Annotated in this window: 16 protein-coding genes; 9 read left to right on the top strand and 7 right to left on the bottom strand. The window is 59.9% G+C overall.

What is annotated here, in order from left to right; all coding sequences use genetic code 11:
- Positions 1–36: 36 nt before the first annotated feature.
- The 4 genes from PMX72_RS05185 to PMX72_RS05200 all read right to left on the bottom strand — a co-directional run bounded on the left by PMX72_RS05185 (position 37) and on the right by PMX72_RS05200 (position 3773).
- Positions 37–1179 carry a GGDEF domain-containing protein gene (locus PMX72_RS05185; protein ID WP_158566189.1) on the bottom strand — a complete coding sequence of 381 codons (1143 nt, stop codon included), beginning with the start codon at positions 1177–1179 and terminating at the stop codon, positions 37–39.
- A 190-nt stretch (positions 1180–1369) separates the two neighbouring features.
- On the bottom strand, positions 1370–2392 hold the full coding sequence (locus tag PMX72_RS05190) for a 2-keto-3-deoxygluconate permease (RefSeq protein ID WP_271729315.1): 1023 nt from the start codon (positions 2390–2392) through the stop codon (positions 1370–1372).
- A gap of 150 nt (positions 2393–2542) precedes the next feature.
- Entirely contained in the window at positions 2543–2866 is a 324-nt protein-coding gene (locus tag PMX72_RS05195; RefSeq protein WP_271729316.1) for an AzlD domain-containing protein, read from the bottom strand.
- Complete coding sequence (locus PMX72_RS05200; RefSeq protein WP_334203745.1) at positions 2856–3773, bottom strand: AzlC family ABC transporter permease; 918 nt, start codon at positions 3771–3773, stop codon at positions 2856–2858. Before PMX72_RS05200 ends, PMX72_RS05195 begins: the two co-directional genes overlap by 11 nt.
- Between PMX72_RS05200 and PMX72_RS05205 the strand changes: the two genes are divergently transcribed.
- Positions 3675–4487, top strand: a complete 813-nt coding sequence (locus PMX72_RS05205) for an HD domain-containing protein (RefSeq protein ID WP_271729318.1) — start codon at positions 3675–3677, stop codon at positions 4485–4487. The genes PMX72_RS05200 and PMX72_RS05205 overlap by 99 nt on opposite strands.
- On the opposite strand, the gene PMX72_RS05210 is transcribed toward PMX72_RS05205, so the two are convergent.
- The 3 genes from PMX72_RS05210 to PMX72_RS05220 are packed head-to-tail and all read right to left on the bottom strand — an operon-like array spanning position 4484 to position 8109.
- The gene (locus PMX72_RS05210) at positions 4484–5689 is read right to left on the bottom strand and encodes an electron transfer flavoprotein subunit alpha (RefSeq protein WP_271729319.1); all 1206 of its coding nucleotides are present in this window, start codon (positions 5687–5689) and stop codon (positions 4484–4486) included. The genes PMX72_RS05205 and PMX72_RS05210 overlap by 4 nt on opposite strands.
- The gene (locus tag PMX72_RS05215) at positions 5690–6505 is read right to left on the bottom strand and encodes an electron transfer flavoprotein subunit beta/FixA family protein (protein WP_271729320.1); all 816 of its coding nucleotides are present in this window, start codon (positions 6503–6505) and stop codon (positions 5690–5692) included.
- Between the two features lie 2 nt (positions 6506–6507).
- Positions 6508–8109: an FAD-binding oxidoreductase gene (locus PMX72_RS05220; RefSeq protein ID WP_117736797.1), complete on the bottom strand. Its 1602-nt coding sequence runs from the start codon at positions 8107–8109 to the stop codon at positions 6508–6510.
- A gap of 346 nt (positions 8110–8455) precedes the next feature.
- Between PMX72_RS05220 and PMX72_RS05225 the strand changes: the two genes are divergently transcribed.
- The 8 genes from PMX72_RS05225 to PMX72_RS05260 all read left to right on the top strand — a co-directional run bounded on the left by PMX72_RS05225 (position 8456) and on the right by PMX72_RS05260 (position 15627).
- Entirely contained in the window at positions 8456–8752 is a 297-nt protein-coding gene (locus PMX72_RS05225; RefSeq protein WP_089573322.1) for a hypothetical protein, read from the top strand.
- Positions 8749–9258 carry a cell division protein FtsQ/DivIB gene (locus PMX72_RS05230; protein WP_117803729.1) on the top strand — a complete coding sequence of 170 codons (510 nt, stop codon included), beginning with the start codon at positions 8749–8751 and terminating at the stop codon, positions 9256–9258. Before PMX72_RS05225 ends, PMX72_RS05230 begins: the two co-directional genes overlap by 4 nt.
- Positions 9259–9348: 90 nt before the next feature.
- Positions 9349–9948, top strand: a complete 600-nt coding sequence (locus tag PMX72_RS05235; protein ID WP_089573324.1) for a hypothetical protein — start codon at positions 9349–9351, stop codon at positions 9946–9948.
- A gap of 49 nt (positions 9949–9997) precedes the next feature.
- Positions 9998–10213: a hypothetical protein gene (locus tag PMX72_RS05240; RefSeq protein ID WP_143759223.1), complete on the top strand. Its 216-nt coding sequence runs from the start codon at positions 9998–10000 to the stop codon at positions 10211–10213.
- Between the two features lie 18 nt (positions 10214–10231).
- Positions 10232–11662 (top strand): hypothetical protein, encoded by a 1431-nt coding sequence (locus PMX72_RS05245; protein WP_271729321.1) that lies wholly within the window; start codon positions 10232–10234, stop codon positions 11660–11662.
- 118 nt (positions 11663–11780) lie between these two features.
- Positions 11781–12497 (top strand): DUF554 domain-containing protein, encoded by a 717-nt coding sequence (locus PMX72_RS05250; protein WP_271729322.1) that lies wholly within the window; start codon positions 11781–11783, stop codon positions 12495–12497.
- 87 nt (positions 12498–12584) lie between these two features.
- Positions 12585–14330, top strand: a complete 1746-nt coding sequence (locus PMX72_RS05255) for a TerB N-terminal domain-containing protein (RefSeq protein ID WP_271729323.1) — start codon at positions 12585–12587, stop codon at positions 14328–14330.
- Positions 14323–15627, top strand: coding sequence for an ATP-binding protein (locus PMX72_RS05260; RefSeq protein ID WP_117736793.1), 1305 nt, complete (start codon positions 14323–14325; stop codon positions 15625–15627). Before PMX72_RS05255 ends, PMX72_RS05260 begins: the two co-directional genes overlap by 8 nt.
- The last annotated feature ends 43 nt before the right edge of the window (positions 15628–15670 follow it).

Genomic DNA, 15670 nt, shown 5'->3' on the forward strand with positions numbered 1-15670 from the left:
GCGCACGACCATCGCAACGGTCGTGTGCCCCTTTTCCTAGCGTATCTGAACGCCGGCTTTCTTCTTCTCGCGCTTTACGCGGTAGAGCTCCGCGTCGGCAGCACGAAGCAAGTCTTGCCAGGTATCGACGCCATCACCAACCCGTGCGTAGCCGATGGACATCCGCAACAGATACGGAACCTCGGCGCGCGCGAGCTCATCGTTGATTGTCGCGCACAGATGCATGATATCCTGTTCCGCCACTGCCTTTTGGAGCACCACGAACTCATCGCCACCATAACGTGCGATAAAGCCGCCAGACGCCGAGCAGACTTCTTTGAGCGCAGCGGATATGACCTGAAGAGCGTGGTCGCCCTCCACATGCCCATAGCGATCGTTAATCTGCTTAAAGCCGTCGGCGTCCATCATAAGCAGATATACATCTTCGGCCTGATCCACATTTGAGAAGAGCGACAGCATATAGGTCTCAAAACGGTTGCGATTGTTAAGTCCAGTCAACGGGTCGGTCGAGATGAGCTGCTCCTGGTAGATGATGTAGAGCAGCAACATGCTAATCATTATGCCGACACAAAGGCCGGGCACCGAGTATACGACCTGAAAGGTACCGCCCACCAGGGCCGGAATGGCGAAAAATGCCAAGGTTCGATAGATGGCCTTCGTCTGCAGGCTCTCGACCCTGCGAGATTGCACAAATGCATGCAGGGACGTATGTATAACGTAACAGTAGCTGACGATGGGCTGGATCATATAGGCAAAGCCGCGACGATACACGCCCTGCGAATCGATATAGAACAGGGCGTGCGTCCAGTAACTGGTAAACGCCAGCACGACCACCAGAGCCGTAGGCAACGCAACAAGCACCACCCTATAGCGCGAGGTCAAAAGGCGAGAACCCTGCACCGTCTCGGAATAGATAAACCAAATGAGACACGCGATAGCAAAGAGCGAAAACGAAACCGCGTTGGAAATCCAGTTGGCAGCAATGCCCAACGTGCCGTCCACACCGTCCGAAAGCGTCCAGATCATATCGAATAATATGTACGCGGCAGAGGTGTAGCCCAGCATGCTAAACAATAGCTGCTGGGTGCTCGAGAACAAGGAGCGACGACTTCGCACGGCAAGCCCGATAAGAACAATCATGCATAGCACGAATATCTCAATCTTGAGTGCCTTAACCACTAGCGCCATCCCTTCAATACCCAAGTGGTCAGAATCGCCCAATTCGAATCAGGGCAATAAACACCCCTTTACTCCGCAGGGGTAAAGGGGATAATAGCAGAGCGCCCGAACATCACTGCAAAACAGTTTCTGTTCGGGCGCCCATACGGCGCGAATTGCACACGCCGGCATCATTGATGGGTATCGATTGCTACTCGCCATCGATGTCAGCCGCGACGGCCTCCTCGATGGCCTCGACACCGACAGGCGACAGATCCTCCTTGCCTTGGCAGAACTTCTTGTCGACCCAGCCAGTCAGAATCGGAGCCATGATCGCCGTGATGATAACGGCGGTGGCGATCTGAGCGTACGCGGTGGGCGCAAGCTCGGCGTAGCGCGGTGCGACCTCGGCGAGGGCAACCGGTGTGGTCACAGCCGTGCCGGCAATGGTGGAGCAAGCCACAGCGGCCTTGCCATTGCCGCCGCACAGACGCTCGAACGCAAAGGTGATGGGACCGACGACAAACAGCGTGACAAGGCCCAGCAAGATGCCGGAAATACCGCCGGTGATAAAGCTCGACAGGCTCATGGACGCACCGAGCTGAAATCCGATGACGGCAATCGCGGGATTGGCACCGGGAACCAGCAGGTTCTTGATAAACGGGAACAGGTTGCCCAGAACCATGCCAATAACGAGTGGCAAGATGGAGCCGATAATGGTGCCAATGGGAATGTTGGCGAGGCCGGAAACACCGAGGATGATCATCGTGACGGCGGGGCCGGCCGTAAAGAACAGGATACCGACGGCGCCCTGCTCAGACTCATCACCGAACTCGCCCATGATGCCCGTATAGAGCGCCATGTTGCAAAACGTGATGCCGCCGATGATAGACACGGAGCTCAGACCCAGGAAGTTGTCGTTAAAGAAATATGCCACGCCCAGGCCGAGAGCCGCTGCGACGACCAGCTTGGGAATCAGCACGACGATGCCGGTCTTGATAGCGCCCGGCGTGGACTTAAAGCTGATGCCGGCGCCCACAAACAGCAGGATCGCGGCGACGATGGTATTGGAGCCACCGCGGCAGGCAGCCGTAAAGAATCCGCCGATCTCAAAAACCTGCGGGCAGAAGGTGTTGAGCAAAAGACCGACGATCATCGGATAAATCATGATGTCGCCCGGGATGCGCGGGACCTTGAATTTCTTTTGCTCGTTGGCGGTTGCTTCCTGTGCCATGAAACCCCCATTTCCGCTGACGGGGTACAAAAGCCCACGTCACGCTTTGCTACAGTAAAGTTTGACCATGGTACCAGAAGAAATAGACCAGCTCGGTGAAAAACTCGACAAGTTGGGATGGAACGAGATTCGGCGCCCGCGACGCCACCCCTATATAAGGCTCAAGACGATATAGAGTACGATGCCCGAGACGCAGCACCACAGCATCGATTTTGTCTTGACCGCCACGACCACGACGCCGGCGGCCGCAATCCAGGGAACCAAGGCAGGCCAGGGTCCCGCGTCGAACGCGCCGGGGCTCACCAAGTCGTTGGCGACCAGCGCGGCAAAGGCAGCGGGCGGGATATAACCCAGGGCCTCGGTAATGCGGGGCGACAGCGTTCTCCCGCGCAAGGCAAACGCCGGCGCGATGCGAAAGAACGCGATAGCAGCCCACGACGACAGCCACAGAACCAAGAACTCGTTAACGGGCATCGCGGGCACCTCTTCCGTCTAATACAGCATCGCACGCCAGCGCAATGGCAATGCCGACCACGACGCTTGCCGGCACGGCAATATTCGTGAGGCCCAAGAACTTGCATACGGCGACGGACACCGCGCCCGAAACCGCCGCGACAACGTTGCCGCGCGACAGCCGCTGCGAAAAGAGTAGACAGATAAAGAGTGACGTGCAGACGAAACTCGCAATAGCGGTGGGAACATCGACAACGGCACCGACGATGGCGCCCGTCGTGCACGAAGCGCCCCATGTCGCGATGAGGATCACGTTGAGCACGAAGGATTCGCGCGGGCCCCAATCCTCCCCCTCAGCCAGCCTGGCAAGCGAGATGCCGTATGCCTCCTCGGTGAGCGTCGCGGCAACAGCCAGCGTCTGACGCTTCGAGGCGCCCGCCAGATGGGGTGCGATCGATGCCGAGTAAAGAGCGAAGCGCGAGGAGATGGCGGCGACGCTCGCGATAATCGAAGGTGCCGGTACGCCCGCCAGCCAAAGATTGCAGATCATAAACTGGCCGCTGCCCGTCACAAACGTGCTGCTCAGAGCAAAGACCATCCAGGGCTCCATTCCCGTCTGCCCCATGATCATTCCGCACGGCGCGCCTATCGCAACATAGGTAAGCATCACCGGCCAGACGGTTCTAACGATTTTGAGCACCATACGCTTCTCATCCTGACAAGGTCTCCGAGCCGCATGTAGCGACACGGCAGAATCATCATCCGACAGCAACCGAGTTCGCCTACAATTGCCACCGGATCGAAAGACACAACTTTTTAGGAAGTCATTATGACAGCTATCGATCGAGACCGGGCGCGCGCGGCCTTCAAAAGCTACACCGATGCCTACGACGCCACCAACCCACGCATCGCGCTCAAAATCGAGCATACGTACCACGTGGCCGAGGCATGCGATGCCGTAGCGCGCGAGCAGGGCTGGTCGTCAGAAGATATTGACCTAGCATGGCTTTGCGGCCTGCTACACGATATGGGCCGCTTTGAGCAGCTGCGACGCTGGGACACCTTTAAGGACGCCGAGAGCATGAGCCATGCGGCGCTGGGCATCGAGGTCCTCTTTGGCGAGAATCCCGCCGATGCACCCGCCGTAACAAGCATCCGCGACTTTATCGATGACCCGGCAGAAGATGAGCTCATCCGAGCGAGCATTGCCTATCACAGCGATTTCCGTCTACCCGCGCAGCTCGACGTGCGCACGCGAAGCTTCTGCGATATCGTGCGCGATGGTGACAAGATCGACATTATGCGCACCATCGCCGACAGCACCGTCGACACCATCCTCAAGGTGGATGAGGACGCGTTTCTAGCCAGTCGCTTCTCGGCACCGACGCTTGCCGCCTTTGACGAGCACCGCTGCGTCACGCGCGATGAGCGCGATGAGCCCGCAGACTACCTGGTGGGACTCATCTGCTTTATGTTTGAGCTCGTCTATCCAGCGAGCCGCGCGCTGGCGCGCGAGCAGGGCGATATCCACCGCCTGCTCGACGCGCCCTTTGGCATTGCACGGCCTTTTAGCGACCCCGCCACGCAAGCAACCTGGGAGCGCCTAAAGAACGAGATGCGCACCTGGCTGGCGCGCGCCTAGTGCTCAAGCTGAGTTAGGAGCTCCTCAACGATCTCAACGGCATCGCCGACGACCTTGTACTGGGCGGCACCGAAGATGGGGGCATCCGGGTCCTCATTGATGGCGACAATGCACTCCGCCCCACCGATGCCGGCGAGATGCTGGATAGCACCCGAGACACCGATGCTCACGAGGAGCTTGGGCGAGACCGATACACCCGTCTGGCCAATTTGGTGGCGATACTCCAACCAGCCTGCCTCCACAATGGGACGCGTGCAACCAAGCTCGGCACCCAGGGCATCGGCGAGCTTTCGCATCAGGGGCAGATTCTTCTTGGAACCAATGCCGCGACCCACCACGACCAGACGCTCGGCATCGGCAATTGAGGCCTGTTGTCCCCATTCCTCGGCGGGAATCGAGATCTCGACGCGGGCCCCAACGTCATCCGCAAGCACTATCTGGGTAATCGTGCCGGAGCGGCTATAGTCAAACTCGGGCGCCTTAAAGATGCCGGGGCGCACCGTTGCCATCTGAGGACGGTGGTTGGGGCAGATAATGGTGGCCATCAGGTTGCCGCCAAACGCCGGGCGCGTCTGCTGCAGCAGACCCGTCTCCGTATCCATAGAAAGCACCGTGCAATCGGCCGTAAGGCCCGTCTGCAAGCGCACAGCCACACCGGGCGCCAGCTCGCGACCAAAGGCGGTCGCGCCGTACAGAATGGCCTCGGGCTTGCGCTCGGCCACCAAATCGTAGATCAGGCGAGCATAGACCTCCGCGTCGTTCTGACGCAGGCGCTCGTCACGACAGACCAGAACTTCGTCCGCGCCGGCACAAACCAGGTGTTCGAGGTCCCCGAGCGAGCCCTCGGAACCCATGCCGATCAGCGCCACCAGGCGACAGCCGCGTGCATCAGCAAGCTCGCGCCCCTTGCCCATGAGCTCGAAGGCCACGGATGCCACGGCATCGTGCTTGTCAGTTTGCACGAAGACCCAAATGTCTCGATATGCGTCAAGGTCTACCGCGCCAGCGGCCTCGTCGCGCTCGATCGAGATGGCGTTGACGGGGCAGGCGTCGACGCACCCGCCGCACAGGATACAGCCGTCGGTTACGCGGGCACAGCGATTGGGGCGCTCGCCCTCCACCACAATGCCGCCCGAGGCGCAGGCGCGAACGCAGCGACCACAGCCGATGCAGACTTCGCTATCGATAATCAGCCCGCTCATCTATGCCATCCCCTCGATAATCTTGGCAAGTTTTACCGCCTGCTCGGACGCCGTTCCCTCAACGGCCTCGCACGTTTGGTCACGGTCGGGCACAAACGAGCGCACGACCTGCGTCGGTGATCCGGCAAGGCCGCAGCGTGCGGGGTCGGCGTTCACGTCGGCAGCGCTGGCCACGCGCACGCCTGCATCCTCGGCCGCGCGAATACCGGCAATACTCGGCATGCGCAGCTGGCCAATCTCCTTGGCAGTCGTCATTGCACACGGCATCTCCAGGTACACCGTCTCCTCGCCGGCATCGCAGCCGTGGACGAGCGCCAGCGAGCCACACGTCGTAAATCCCACGCTCTGCACACAGCTCACGTCGGTCACGCAGGGAATCTCAAAGGCTCCGGCCAGCTCGGGGCCGATCTGGGCCGTATCGCCGTCCACTGCCATCTTGCCGCAGATGAGCAGGTCAAAGTCCTCATCGAGTGCCTCGATGCCGCATTTGAGGGCATAGGTGGTGGCTAGGGTATCGGCACCCGCAAAGGCTCGGTCGGTCAGCAGCAGCGCGTCGTCGGCACCGCGGGCGATGCAGTCGCGCAGCAGCGATTCGGTCGCGGGGATGCCCATCGACACCACCGTCACACGCACGTCCATGCCAAAGCCGATAAAGTCGTCCTTCAGCGCTAGCGCACATTCGAGAGCACTTGCATCGAAGGGATTAATGACCGCCTGCTTGCCATCACGCACGATAGTATTGGTCTTGGGGTCCATCTTGACCTCGGTGCTTCCGGGCACCGCCTTGACGCACACCACCATATGGAAATCACTCATCTTCACGCGCCCCCTTTCTGGACGAGTTCATCCAAGAGCTTCTCCGTAAACAGGTTGCCGCGACCCAGCTGGCCGGCAGGATCAAGCTGGAGTTTGAGACGCGCCGACTCGACCATGGCCTCGTGGCCGTACATCGTCTCCAAGAAGCCCGCCTTGATCTTGCCGACGCCGTGTTCGGCAGAAACGGCACCGCCCATGGCCGTGACCTCGGAAGCCCACTGGGCAAAGAGCTCTCCACCACGACGGTAGTCTTGCGCATCGCGCGGCAGGATGTTCACATGCAGATGGTTGTTCCCGATGTGTCCCCAGGCAGCAGACTCAAGCCCGCTTTCGGCCAGCGTGCGGCGATAGAGGGCCACGACATCGGCAAGGCGTGCATTGGGCACCGACATATCCGATCCCAGCTTGGTAATGGTGGGGTCGGTGCGGCGACGCTCGTCAATGAGCATGTTGACGCTCTCGGGCACCGCGTGGCGGAAGAACCGCTGGCACTCGCGATCGACTTCGTTGCGGGCGACCCATGTCGCATCGTCGCGGCCGCCCGCAAGCTCCAGCACCCATCCCAAGTGGTACAGCTCCTCGGTCGCCTGCGCCTCGTCATCGCAATCGAGCTCCACGTAGACACATACCTTGGCCTCTTTGTCGAGCGCCGGCAGCGAGGCAAACGCCGTCGACTGCTCGCGCTGGCGACGTAGAATATCCAGGGCGCCAGCATCGAAGTACTCGATGGCAGCCGCATGGGACAGGACAGGGCGCACGGAATCGGTAAAGGACACCGCCTTGTCCTCGCTATCGAAAAAGCAACTCACACCCCAAACGACCGCAGGCGCCGCCTGCAGGGCAATCTCGAGCTCGGTGATAACGCCGAGCGTGCCGCACGCGCCGATAAAGAGGTCGATGGCGTCCATATCGTCCGCAACGAAATAGCCTGAGGCATTTTTTGTCTCGGGCATGGTATAGCCGGGAAGATCGAGCTCGAGCGTACGGCCCTCTGCCGTCACGAGCGACAGGTGGCGGCCCTGGGCAAAAGCCTCGCCGCGCTGAAGCTCAAGCAAATCGCCATCAGCCAGCGCGACGTGGAGTCCCGTGATATGCGGGCGCATGGGGCCGTAAGCGTAGCTGCGGGCGCCGGAGGCGTTGCATGCCGCCATGCCACCCAGACAGGCAGATGCCTCGGTGGGATCGGTGGGAAAGAACTGCTCGGGGGACTCTTGGAACTCCTCGTAGGCCTCAAGCGATGCCTGGTCCCAACCAGCGGTCGGCAGTACCTTCTTGCTCAGCTGCTTACGCAGCTCCGAGAGCACAACGCCCGGCTCCACGCGCAGCAGAAATTGGCCTTGTTCATCGCGGCGAAGGCCCAAGTAGCGATTCATACGGGAAGTATTGAGGATATGCCCACCGTGGGGCACGGCACCGGCGGCAAGGCCGGTTCGGGCGCCCTGAACCGTTACCGGGACACGCTCGGCATGGAGCGTTTCCAAAATGGCACGGACCTCGTCTTCCGTTGTCGGAAACGAGATGCTCGATGCTTCGCCCGATGCACGAGATTCATCGCGGCCATACTCTTCGAACTCATCGGTGAAGGGTTTAATGGTTGCAGACACGCGAACTCCCCCTTTAGCTAACTACAGTGTTTGCAGGGAGATGTTACCGCATCGTTTCGTCGACGTGTTCGAGACCGTCTCCATAATTGGCGATTTTTACGTTTGTGCAATTCGGCGAACGGCAAGGCTTCCTCGGCAGACGATGCTTTTGACACATATCGCCCCGCCGTCGCCGACCGCTCGATTGTCGCTCGAAAAAAGTTGAAGTAATTTTTTCCACCTTTTACCTGCGGAGATGTCAATCCGTCAAGCATTTGGTCAGAAATTGGTCAAGTAGCGGCTGATACGGTCGGCGTCGACAACCAAAACCGATAGAAGTTTTGGCCCCAGAAGCAGGGAGGTTCCCATGGCATATTACTGGCCCCAGTACGGCGTCGCCATCGAGGTCGACGACGATCCCTATCTCCTGCCTTTCGACGAAGAGGCGTTCCCCGATACGGCGGTCTACCACGTCACCACCGATGTTATCTGCGACCCCGAGTCGTTCTCGGCGCTCGCCCACCACATCGCGCGTATCCACGACATCGAGCTCCCTCACGACTTTGACGAGCTCATCTACTCGCGCCGCCTGATGCTTCACATGCTCTTTGGAGCGGACCCGTCCACGTTCGCACGTGTCTACACCACCAAGGACGCCGCATGAGTGCGAAGAAGCCGCCCCGCCTCGCAGGACTGGGGCGTCGCAAGAAACTCGTCGTTGTCTGCCTGGCTATCGTCTGCGCCCTCATCGCCGTAGGGCTATACGCCTGGCAGTCGCAGCCCGTGCCCGAAGCGGGCGCCTCAGTCACGACGGCAGAGGGCAAATCGCGACAAGAAATCCAAGATGAGCTCGATGCCATCGTCCGCGACAACATGATGACGATTTCGGTCGCGCCGGTCGCTCAGCTACAGGAGGACGGCAAGCTGCGCGTCAACGTGCAAAACGTCCAAGACAATAAATTTCCCCAGCGATTCCGCGTCATCCAAAACGACGAGACCATGTACGAATCCGGTGTGGTCGAGACCGGCAAGACAATCGAGACGTGCCCCGCCGGCGACATCAAAGAAGGCGAGGCATACATCGAGATCCAGGCACTCGATGCCAAGACCCTCGACAGCCACGGCAATCCGACACGTGTCAGGGTACGGGTTGAGCAAGCCGAGAACTAGCTTTTTCGGCCGACGCGGCACCGCACGCAATTCACCAGCATTCGTCCAATCATCGCGGGGACGGCCCGCGGCGAATAGAAAGGAACGACCATGGACATCACCAGGAACATGAACGGAGCCAGAGCGCTCGTCGTGGGCGCAGGGCTCGCGCTCGCGCTCGCAATGGGCGCCGCCCCGACGCCGGCTCTGGCAGCCGGGCGCGTTGGAACCACGAAAGTAATGGTCAGGACCGAGATCGACAACGTAGAGTTCAAAGTTCCGACGGTTATTCCCTTCGTCGCCAAGGCCGACGGCACGCTTCAGGGCCCCTCAGAAGACGCGACCACCATCGACAATCATTCGGCCTACGGCATCCATGTCACCAACATGAAGATCGACGCCATGAACACCTGGACCATTGCCGCCGACGCCAAGGCCGGAACCGCGCAGAATTCCATCGACTTTAAGGTCGGCCCCGACGGCGCACTCCAGAACGCCAGCGCCGCAATGCAGGAGACGGGCCTCGATCTTTCCAAGAATGCAGCCTTCGACATGGGCTACCAGGGCATTGCCGGCGGCACGGACAAAATTAAGCTCAAGACAAGCGGAAACGTCGCCCGCGTCACGCGCGACATCTTCCGCGTAACCGGCGAAGGCGATCAGGTTGCAACGATCACCTGGACGGTCGAGCCCGGTGCGCACACGGCATAAGGCTATCGCCCTGGCCGCCACCGTCAGCATCCTAGCGTTTGGGCCAGCCATGGCCTTTGCCCAGCAAGAACAGGCACAGGCCGCCACGCAAGTGACGGTCGATCTCTCGGAACTCGACCGCGGCGACCGCGAGGAACCGTTGGCGCAGACAGGCGACAGACGATGGCTCTTGGCAGTAGGTGCCACAGCAGCAGGCGCGGGGACCGCCGGCCTCGGTCTGCACATCAAACACAGCCAGAAACAAAACACGGATAGGCCGCACTAAATTAGCTAAGGAGACCCCATGGCATCGAAGAACCTTTTGCCCGTCGTCGCACTCTGCGGCGCGCTCGCAACCGGAACGCCTGTCGCCGCTTGGGCGACTCCCGTCATGGCAGACTCCTTACCAGCAGCCCTAAGCTCCGCACCAAATCCGTCGAGCGCCATTGCGTGTAAGCGTTTTTCGATTGCACAGGCCGCAATCTCAACCTCGGGATGCCTTCGTCGTAATACGGACGGCTCGATAGTCGTGGATATCAATCGTTCGAACAAGGTAAACGGCTCCCAGGCGGGGTGCGCCGTCTGCACGTGGCGCTCGGTTGTGCTCGATGCAGATGGCGATCCATGCAATTTAGAGCTGCGCATCGACATCGCTTCGGTCGATGACTCGGCGAACGGAGCGAAGGTCGCCTTTGACGGTGCGTTTTTCGAGAAAGGAGGCGGTATATGTCTGGGCTGCGCCGCCGCGAATGCAGACGACACGCAGCCCACCCTCTCATTCACGGCATCGTTGCGGCTGGCCAAAGCCGGCACCGATGCCATCGCGGCGGGAGAAACGTCCCTGCTGTTCTACGCCGCCAGCACCAAAGATACAGACGCTCATTTCGAGAAGCCAGCCGGATCACTCAGCCTTACACGAGGGATAGAGGCAGGCCCTATTGAAATCGATGCCCACGCGCAAAGCAGGCAACGCATTCTTGCCGACCCGGCGCTTCTCGAAATGGAGTGGAACGGATCCGGAGCCATCGGAATTCTCCCCTCCGCGCTTGACGCCAAGACGCTCCCCTCAAACGACGAACCCATCAACGCAACCATACAAGAAGAGAGTGCGGACAAGGAAGCGGGTGCGGGCGACACGTCATCGCCGACAAACAGCGTCCCAGCTTCTTTCGAAGCACCGAATGAGCCCGCTACCGATCAAAACGATCCCGAGCTCGCGGACAGTCTGGGGCTTGCTGATCCTCAAGAAATCGATGAAGGTAACTGCTGCGTGTTTGCCGCGCTCGACCACACGGAGGTCATCGACGCTGCAAGCATCGAAGTTGCCGCCGCCAATCAGCCCGTCCGCAAGTCGGCCATCATCGCATTTCCTGAATCCATCGAAGTCGTCTTTTTGCCATCGGGCGAGGTCGTGGCCCCAACACTGCTCACCTTGTTGGGCGCCAAGAATACTCGAAACGAAATTAAAAAGGTCACGGTTGTCGACCCTGCAACCACCGCTAAATTGCGCCTATACGCCGTTGCCCCAGACGGAGGCAAGACCTTGGAATTCGATGGCGACACACTCCTAGCCTGGCGACGTCTGGACATTATGCAAGACGTCTCGTATCAGATCGAACTCGAAGGGGTTGATCGTACCCGCGATGCCAATATCATCGCCGCGGCTATTGAATCCCCACAGCGGCTTATGACACTGCGCTTTGACTACTATCCCTATGTCCCGACAACCACCTGAGGCTTAAATACTGCGCGTCGTTGCTAATACCACTTATATAACGTATTAGATGAGTCGCGATGTGTCTCGCATTCCATTCTGCTACGATTGCCACGTTGGCATCAATACAGGAGGGCTCATGCCGGGCTTGGGAACAATCATCAACGTTGTCCTTTTAGTTGCGGGCGGTCTTTTGGGATTAGCGGGCGGTCGCTTTATCACACCGCGTATCCAAGACACGCTCATGAAAGCGTCGGGGCTGTGCGTCCTGTTTATCGGCCTTGGCGGCACCATGCAAAAGATGCTCCTTATCGATGGAAAGGCGCTGTCGACCACCGGTACCACCATGCTCATCGTCTCATTTGCGCTCGGTTCGCTCATCGGCGAGGCCGTCGACTTGGAAGCCGCCATTGAGAACCTTGGCGAATGGCTCAAGCGCAAAACCGGCAGCGAGGGCGATAACGAGTTCACCAACGCTTTTGTCTCGACTTCGCTCACCGTGTGTATCGGCGCCATGGCCATTGTGGGATCGATTCAGGACGGCCTGCTCGGCGACTGGTCAACGCTTGCCCTCAAGGGCGCACTGGACTGCATCATCGTCTGCACCATGACGGCCTCACTTGGCCGCGGCTGCATCTTTTCCGCCCTGCCCGTCGCCGTGTTCCAGGGGACGATCACGCTGTTTGCCGGTGCACTCTCCCCCATCATGACCACAGCAGCCCTCAACAGCCTTTCGTTCGTAGGCTCCATGCTCATCTTCTGCGTCGGCGTCAACCTCATCCGTCCTCAGACCTTCCGCACGGCCAATATGCTTCCCTCCGTCGTCATCGCCGTCATCTACGCCCTCCTGTTCTAAATCTATCAACGCAGCGGTATCTCGAACATCTGTTTGATGCTGTGCTATGATATGAGGTCACCGTAGCTGCGTTCGAGAGGAGGAGCGGTGGCCGACCAGGACATCAAGATGCTCATCGAGCGCATTATGGCCGAGGCCCGGACCCATCAGTCCGCCCGCTTCTCAAACGAAATCTACGCAGACGAGCCGATTCTCAAAACCGGCCGACAGATGCAGAATTTCCTCCCCGACCAGTACCGTAAAATGCGCGAGATATCGCGCTGGCAGGATGACCCCAAGGGCGGTGCGGGCCGTTGGCTTTCGGAAGCCGAACTTTTCTACCGCCAAGGTCTGCTGATGGCCGACTTCGAGGACGATTGCCCCTACAACGGCACCTTTAAGTCGTACTTTCCCACCTACAATGCCATGAGCGATCGACAGTTGCGCGGCTACTTTACCTGGCGTGCCCAAGTGCGCCGCGGCAATATCGAGGAGACATCGACCTCGTTTGCCTTTCTGTATCTCTACGAATTGATCTGCGGCATTGGCGTCGACAATCCGCGTGACGGCTATGGCAAGATCAAGGCATTTTGGGATGCCTATCGCGCCTTTGAACCCGGCATCGACCGGTTCGCACGCGTGTGGCTGCAGGACTACGCCGTGTTCCATGAGCTCGACCCCAAGCTGCTTCGCGACTCTAAAACCGTCGCATTCGACAACGCCCTCATCGAGCTGCGCCGCGCAGCGCGAGACCTTGTACCCGCGCCGGCGCCGTCAGACCTGCCGCCTGCGCGTCGCAAGACCTCCGGGCCCACGCTTCCCCTTCCGCCCGATGAGGCACATGAGGAGCGGCTCATGGCTGCCATCGACGCACTCTCGACATACAACCTGAATAGCTCACGGCTCGACCGTTCCCACCATCGCGACCTGCGCCACGTGGCATGCGCCGTGTATGTCCGTATGGCGCGCTACTATGACACGCACCGAAAAAACGGCATCGTAGCGAGCTTGTTTGGGGAGGAGACGGCCATGCCCTACACCATGTTTGCCTCGGCCGTGTTCTTTGCTCCCGAGCGCCACGAGGACTGCGAATATCGCCTGGACCCCATTCACATCTACCGTTGCCAAAATGGCTTTTGGGAATGCATGCGCATCCACGGCAGCAGACAAAAAAGTAGCAAGCTCGGTGAGATGATGCGCGCTTGTGACCAGCGCCTGCGCCTGGCGCTGGATCCCGGCCATCCCCTTAAGGAAGAAAAGATCCCCAAATATCTGGCTAAAATTATCGATGACGAGATCACGGCATGGCTTTCATGGGATGCCGCGCATCAGCCCGTCAAGATCGATATCGACCTAAGCCAGCTGGGGCACATTCGGAGCGCCGCCGCACAAACGCGCGAGGCGCTTTTGATCGACGAGGAGCGCGAGGACGGCACGCTTGCGGATGCCGAGGCGGCAGTTGCCGAACGACGGGAAGCCGAGCCCGTGGCCGACACGATCGCCGAACCAGTCGCGACGACCATGCAGCAGGACGAGGCTAGCGAGCCGACCATCTCCACCGAGCAGTTTGGCGTCGTAGCCCCGCTCCTCGCATCGGCGCCCACGCCCGCCGACACCGCGTCCGCACTCGACCCCGCCGCAGACGCCTATCTTCGAGCACTACTCGAGCAAAACGCAGCGCAGACGGCATCGGCGGTGGCAAAGTCGGGCAAGAGTGAGGACATGCTCGTCGATAGCATCAACGAAGCGCTCTTTGACCTGGTGGGCGACACCGTTATTGAATTTGGCCCAGCAGGACCGCAAATTATCGAGGACTACGAAGCAGACGTGAGAGGATACTTAGACCATGAGTGATACCGCATCCGCAGCACCCCGCGTGCCCAAGCGCGTCGCCGCCGTCATTCTCAACTCGCTCAAGGGCGGCGTTGTCCCGCGCATTGGCCTTCCCTATATCACCGTGGGGCGAGAGGTCGAGATCCGTGCTCTGCTCACCGACCTGAGCCTCATCGCCGATGGCGGCGCAAGCTTCCGTTTTCTAGTCGGTCGCTACGGCGCCGGCAAGAGCTTTTTGCTCCAGACCATCCGAACGCATGCCATGGGCGAAGGCTTTGTGGTCGCCGATGCCGACCTTTCCCCCGAACGCCGTCTACAGGGCGGCCAGGGCCAGGGCCTCGCCACCTATCGCGAGCTCATCCGCAACATATCGACCAAGACGCGCCCCGAGGGTGGCGCGCTCAACCTTATCCTGGATCGCTGGGTCGCCTCGTGTGCCGACGCCGATGAGTCTGCCGTTAATGCCCAACTGGCCCCGCTCGAGGAGATGGTCCACGGCTTTGACTTTGTCCGCATGCTCCGCCGTTATCGCACGGCCGTCTCGGAGGGTGACGAAGACGCCATGAGCCGCGTGACCAAATGGATTCGCGGCGAGTACCGCACCAAGAGCGAGGCGCGCGCCGAGCTAGGCTCCTCGACCATCATCAGCGACGACGACTGGTACGACTACGTTAAGCTCATTGCGCGCTTTTTGGTCTGCAGCGGCTACAAGGGCATGTTGGTGCTCATCGACGAGCTCGTGAATCTATACAAGATTCCCAACGCGATCACGCGCCAATATAACTACGAGAAGATCCTGACCATGTACAACGACACGCTCCAGGGCAAAGCGCAGTACCTGGGCGTGATCATGGGCGGCACGCCGACCTCTATCGAGGACCGCCGCCGCGGCGTCTTTTCCTACGAGGCCCTTCGGAGCCGTCTCGCTCAGGGCCGTTTTGCGCGCGATGATCTCAAAGACATGCTCGCGCCCATCATCCGCCTGCAGCCGCTCACCTACGAGGAGCTGCTGGTGCTCATCGAAAAGCTCATGCAAATTCACGCCGGCTACTTTGGCTGGACGCCCACGCTTACCGAGAACGACTTGGTGGACTTCCTCAAGATTGAGTTTGGCCGCGTGGGGGCCGACACGCATCTGACGCCCCGCGAGGTCATCCGCGACTTTATCGAACTGCTCGATATCCTGTGTCAAAACCCCGATGCTAACGTGGCCGAGTTACTGCAAAGCGTCGGTGGCGACGCGCTGGCGCCGGCAGCCGCAACAGACGACACCGGCACCGCAGGCGGCGACCGCAACTTCGCCGAGTTCACCATCTAACCTGCCAAAAAGGGACAGGTTTATTTTGGCAGGTTTTATCTGG

The sequence above is a fragment of the Collinsella aerofaciens genome (assembly GCF_028207065.1).
Taxonomy (GTDB): domain Bacteria; phylum Actinomycetota; class Coriobacteriia; order Coriobacteriales; family Coriobacteriaceae; genus Collinsella; species Collinsella aerofaciens_AR.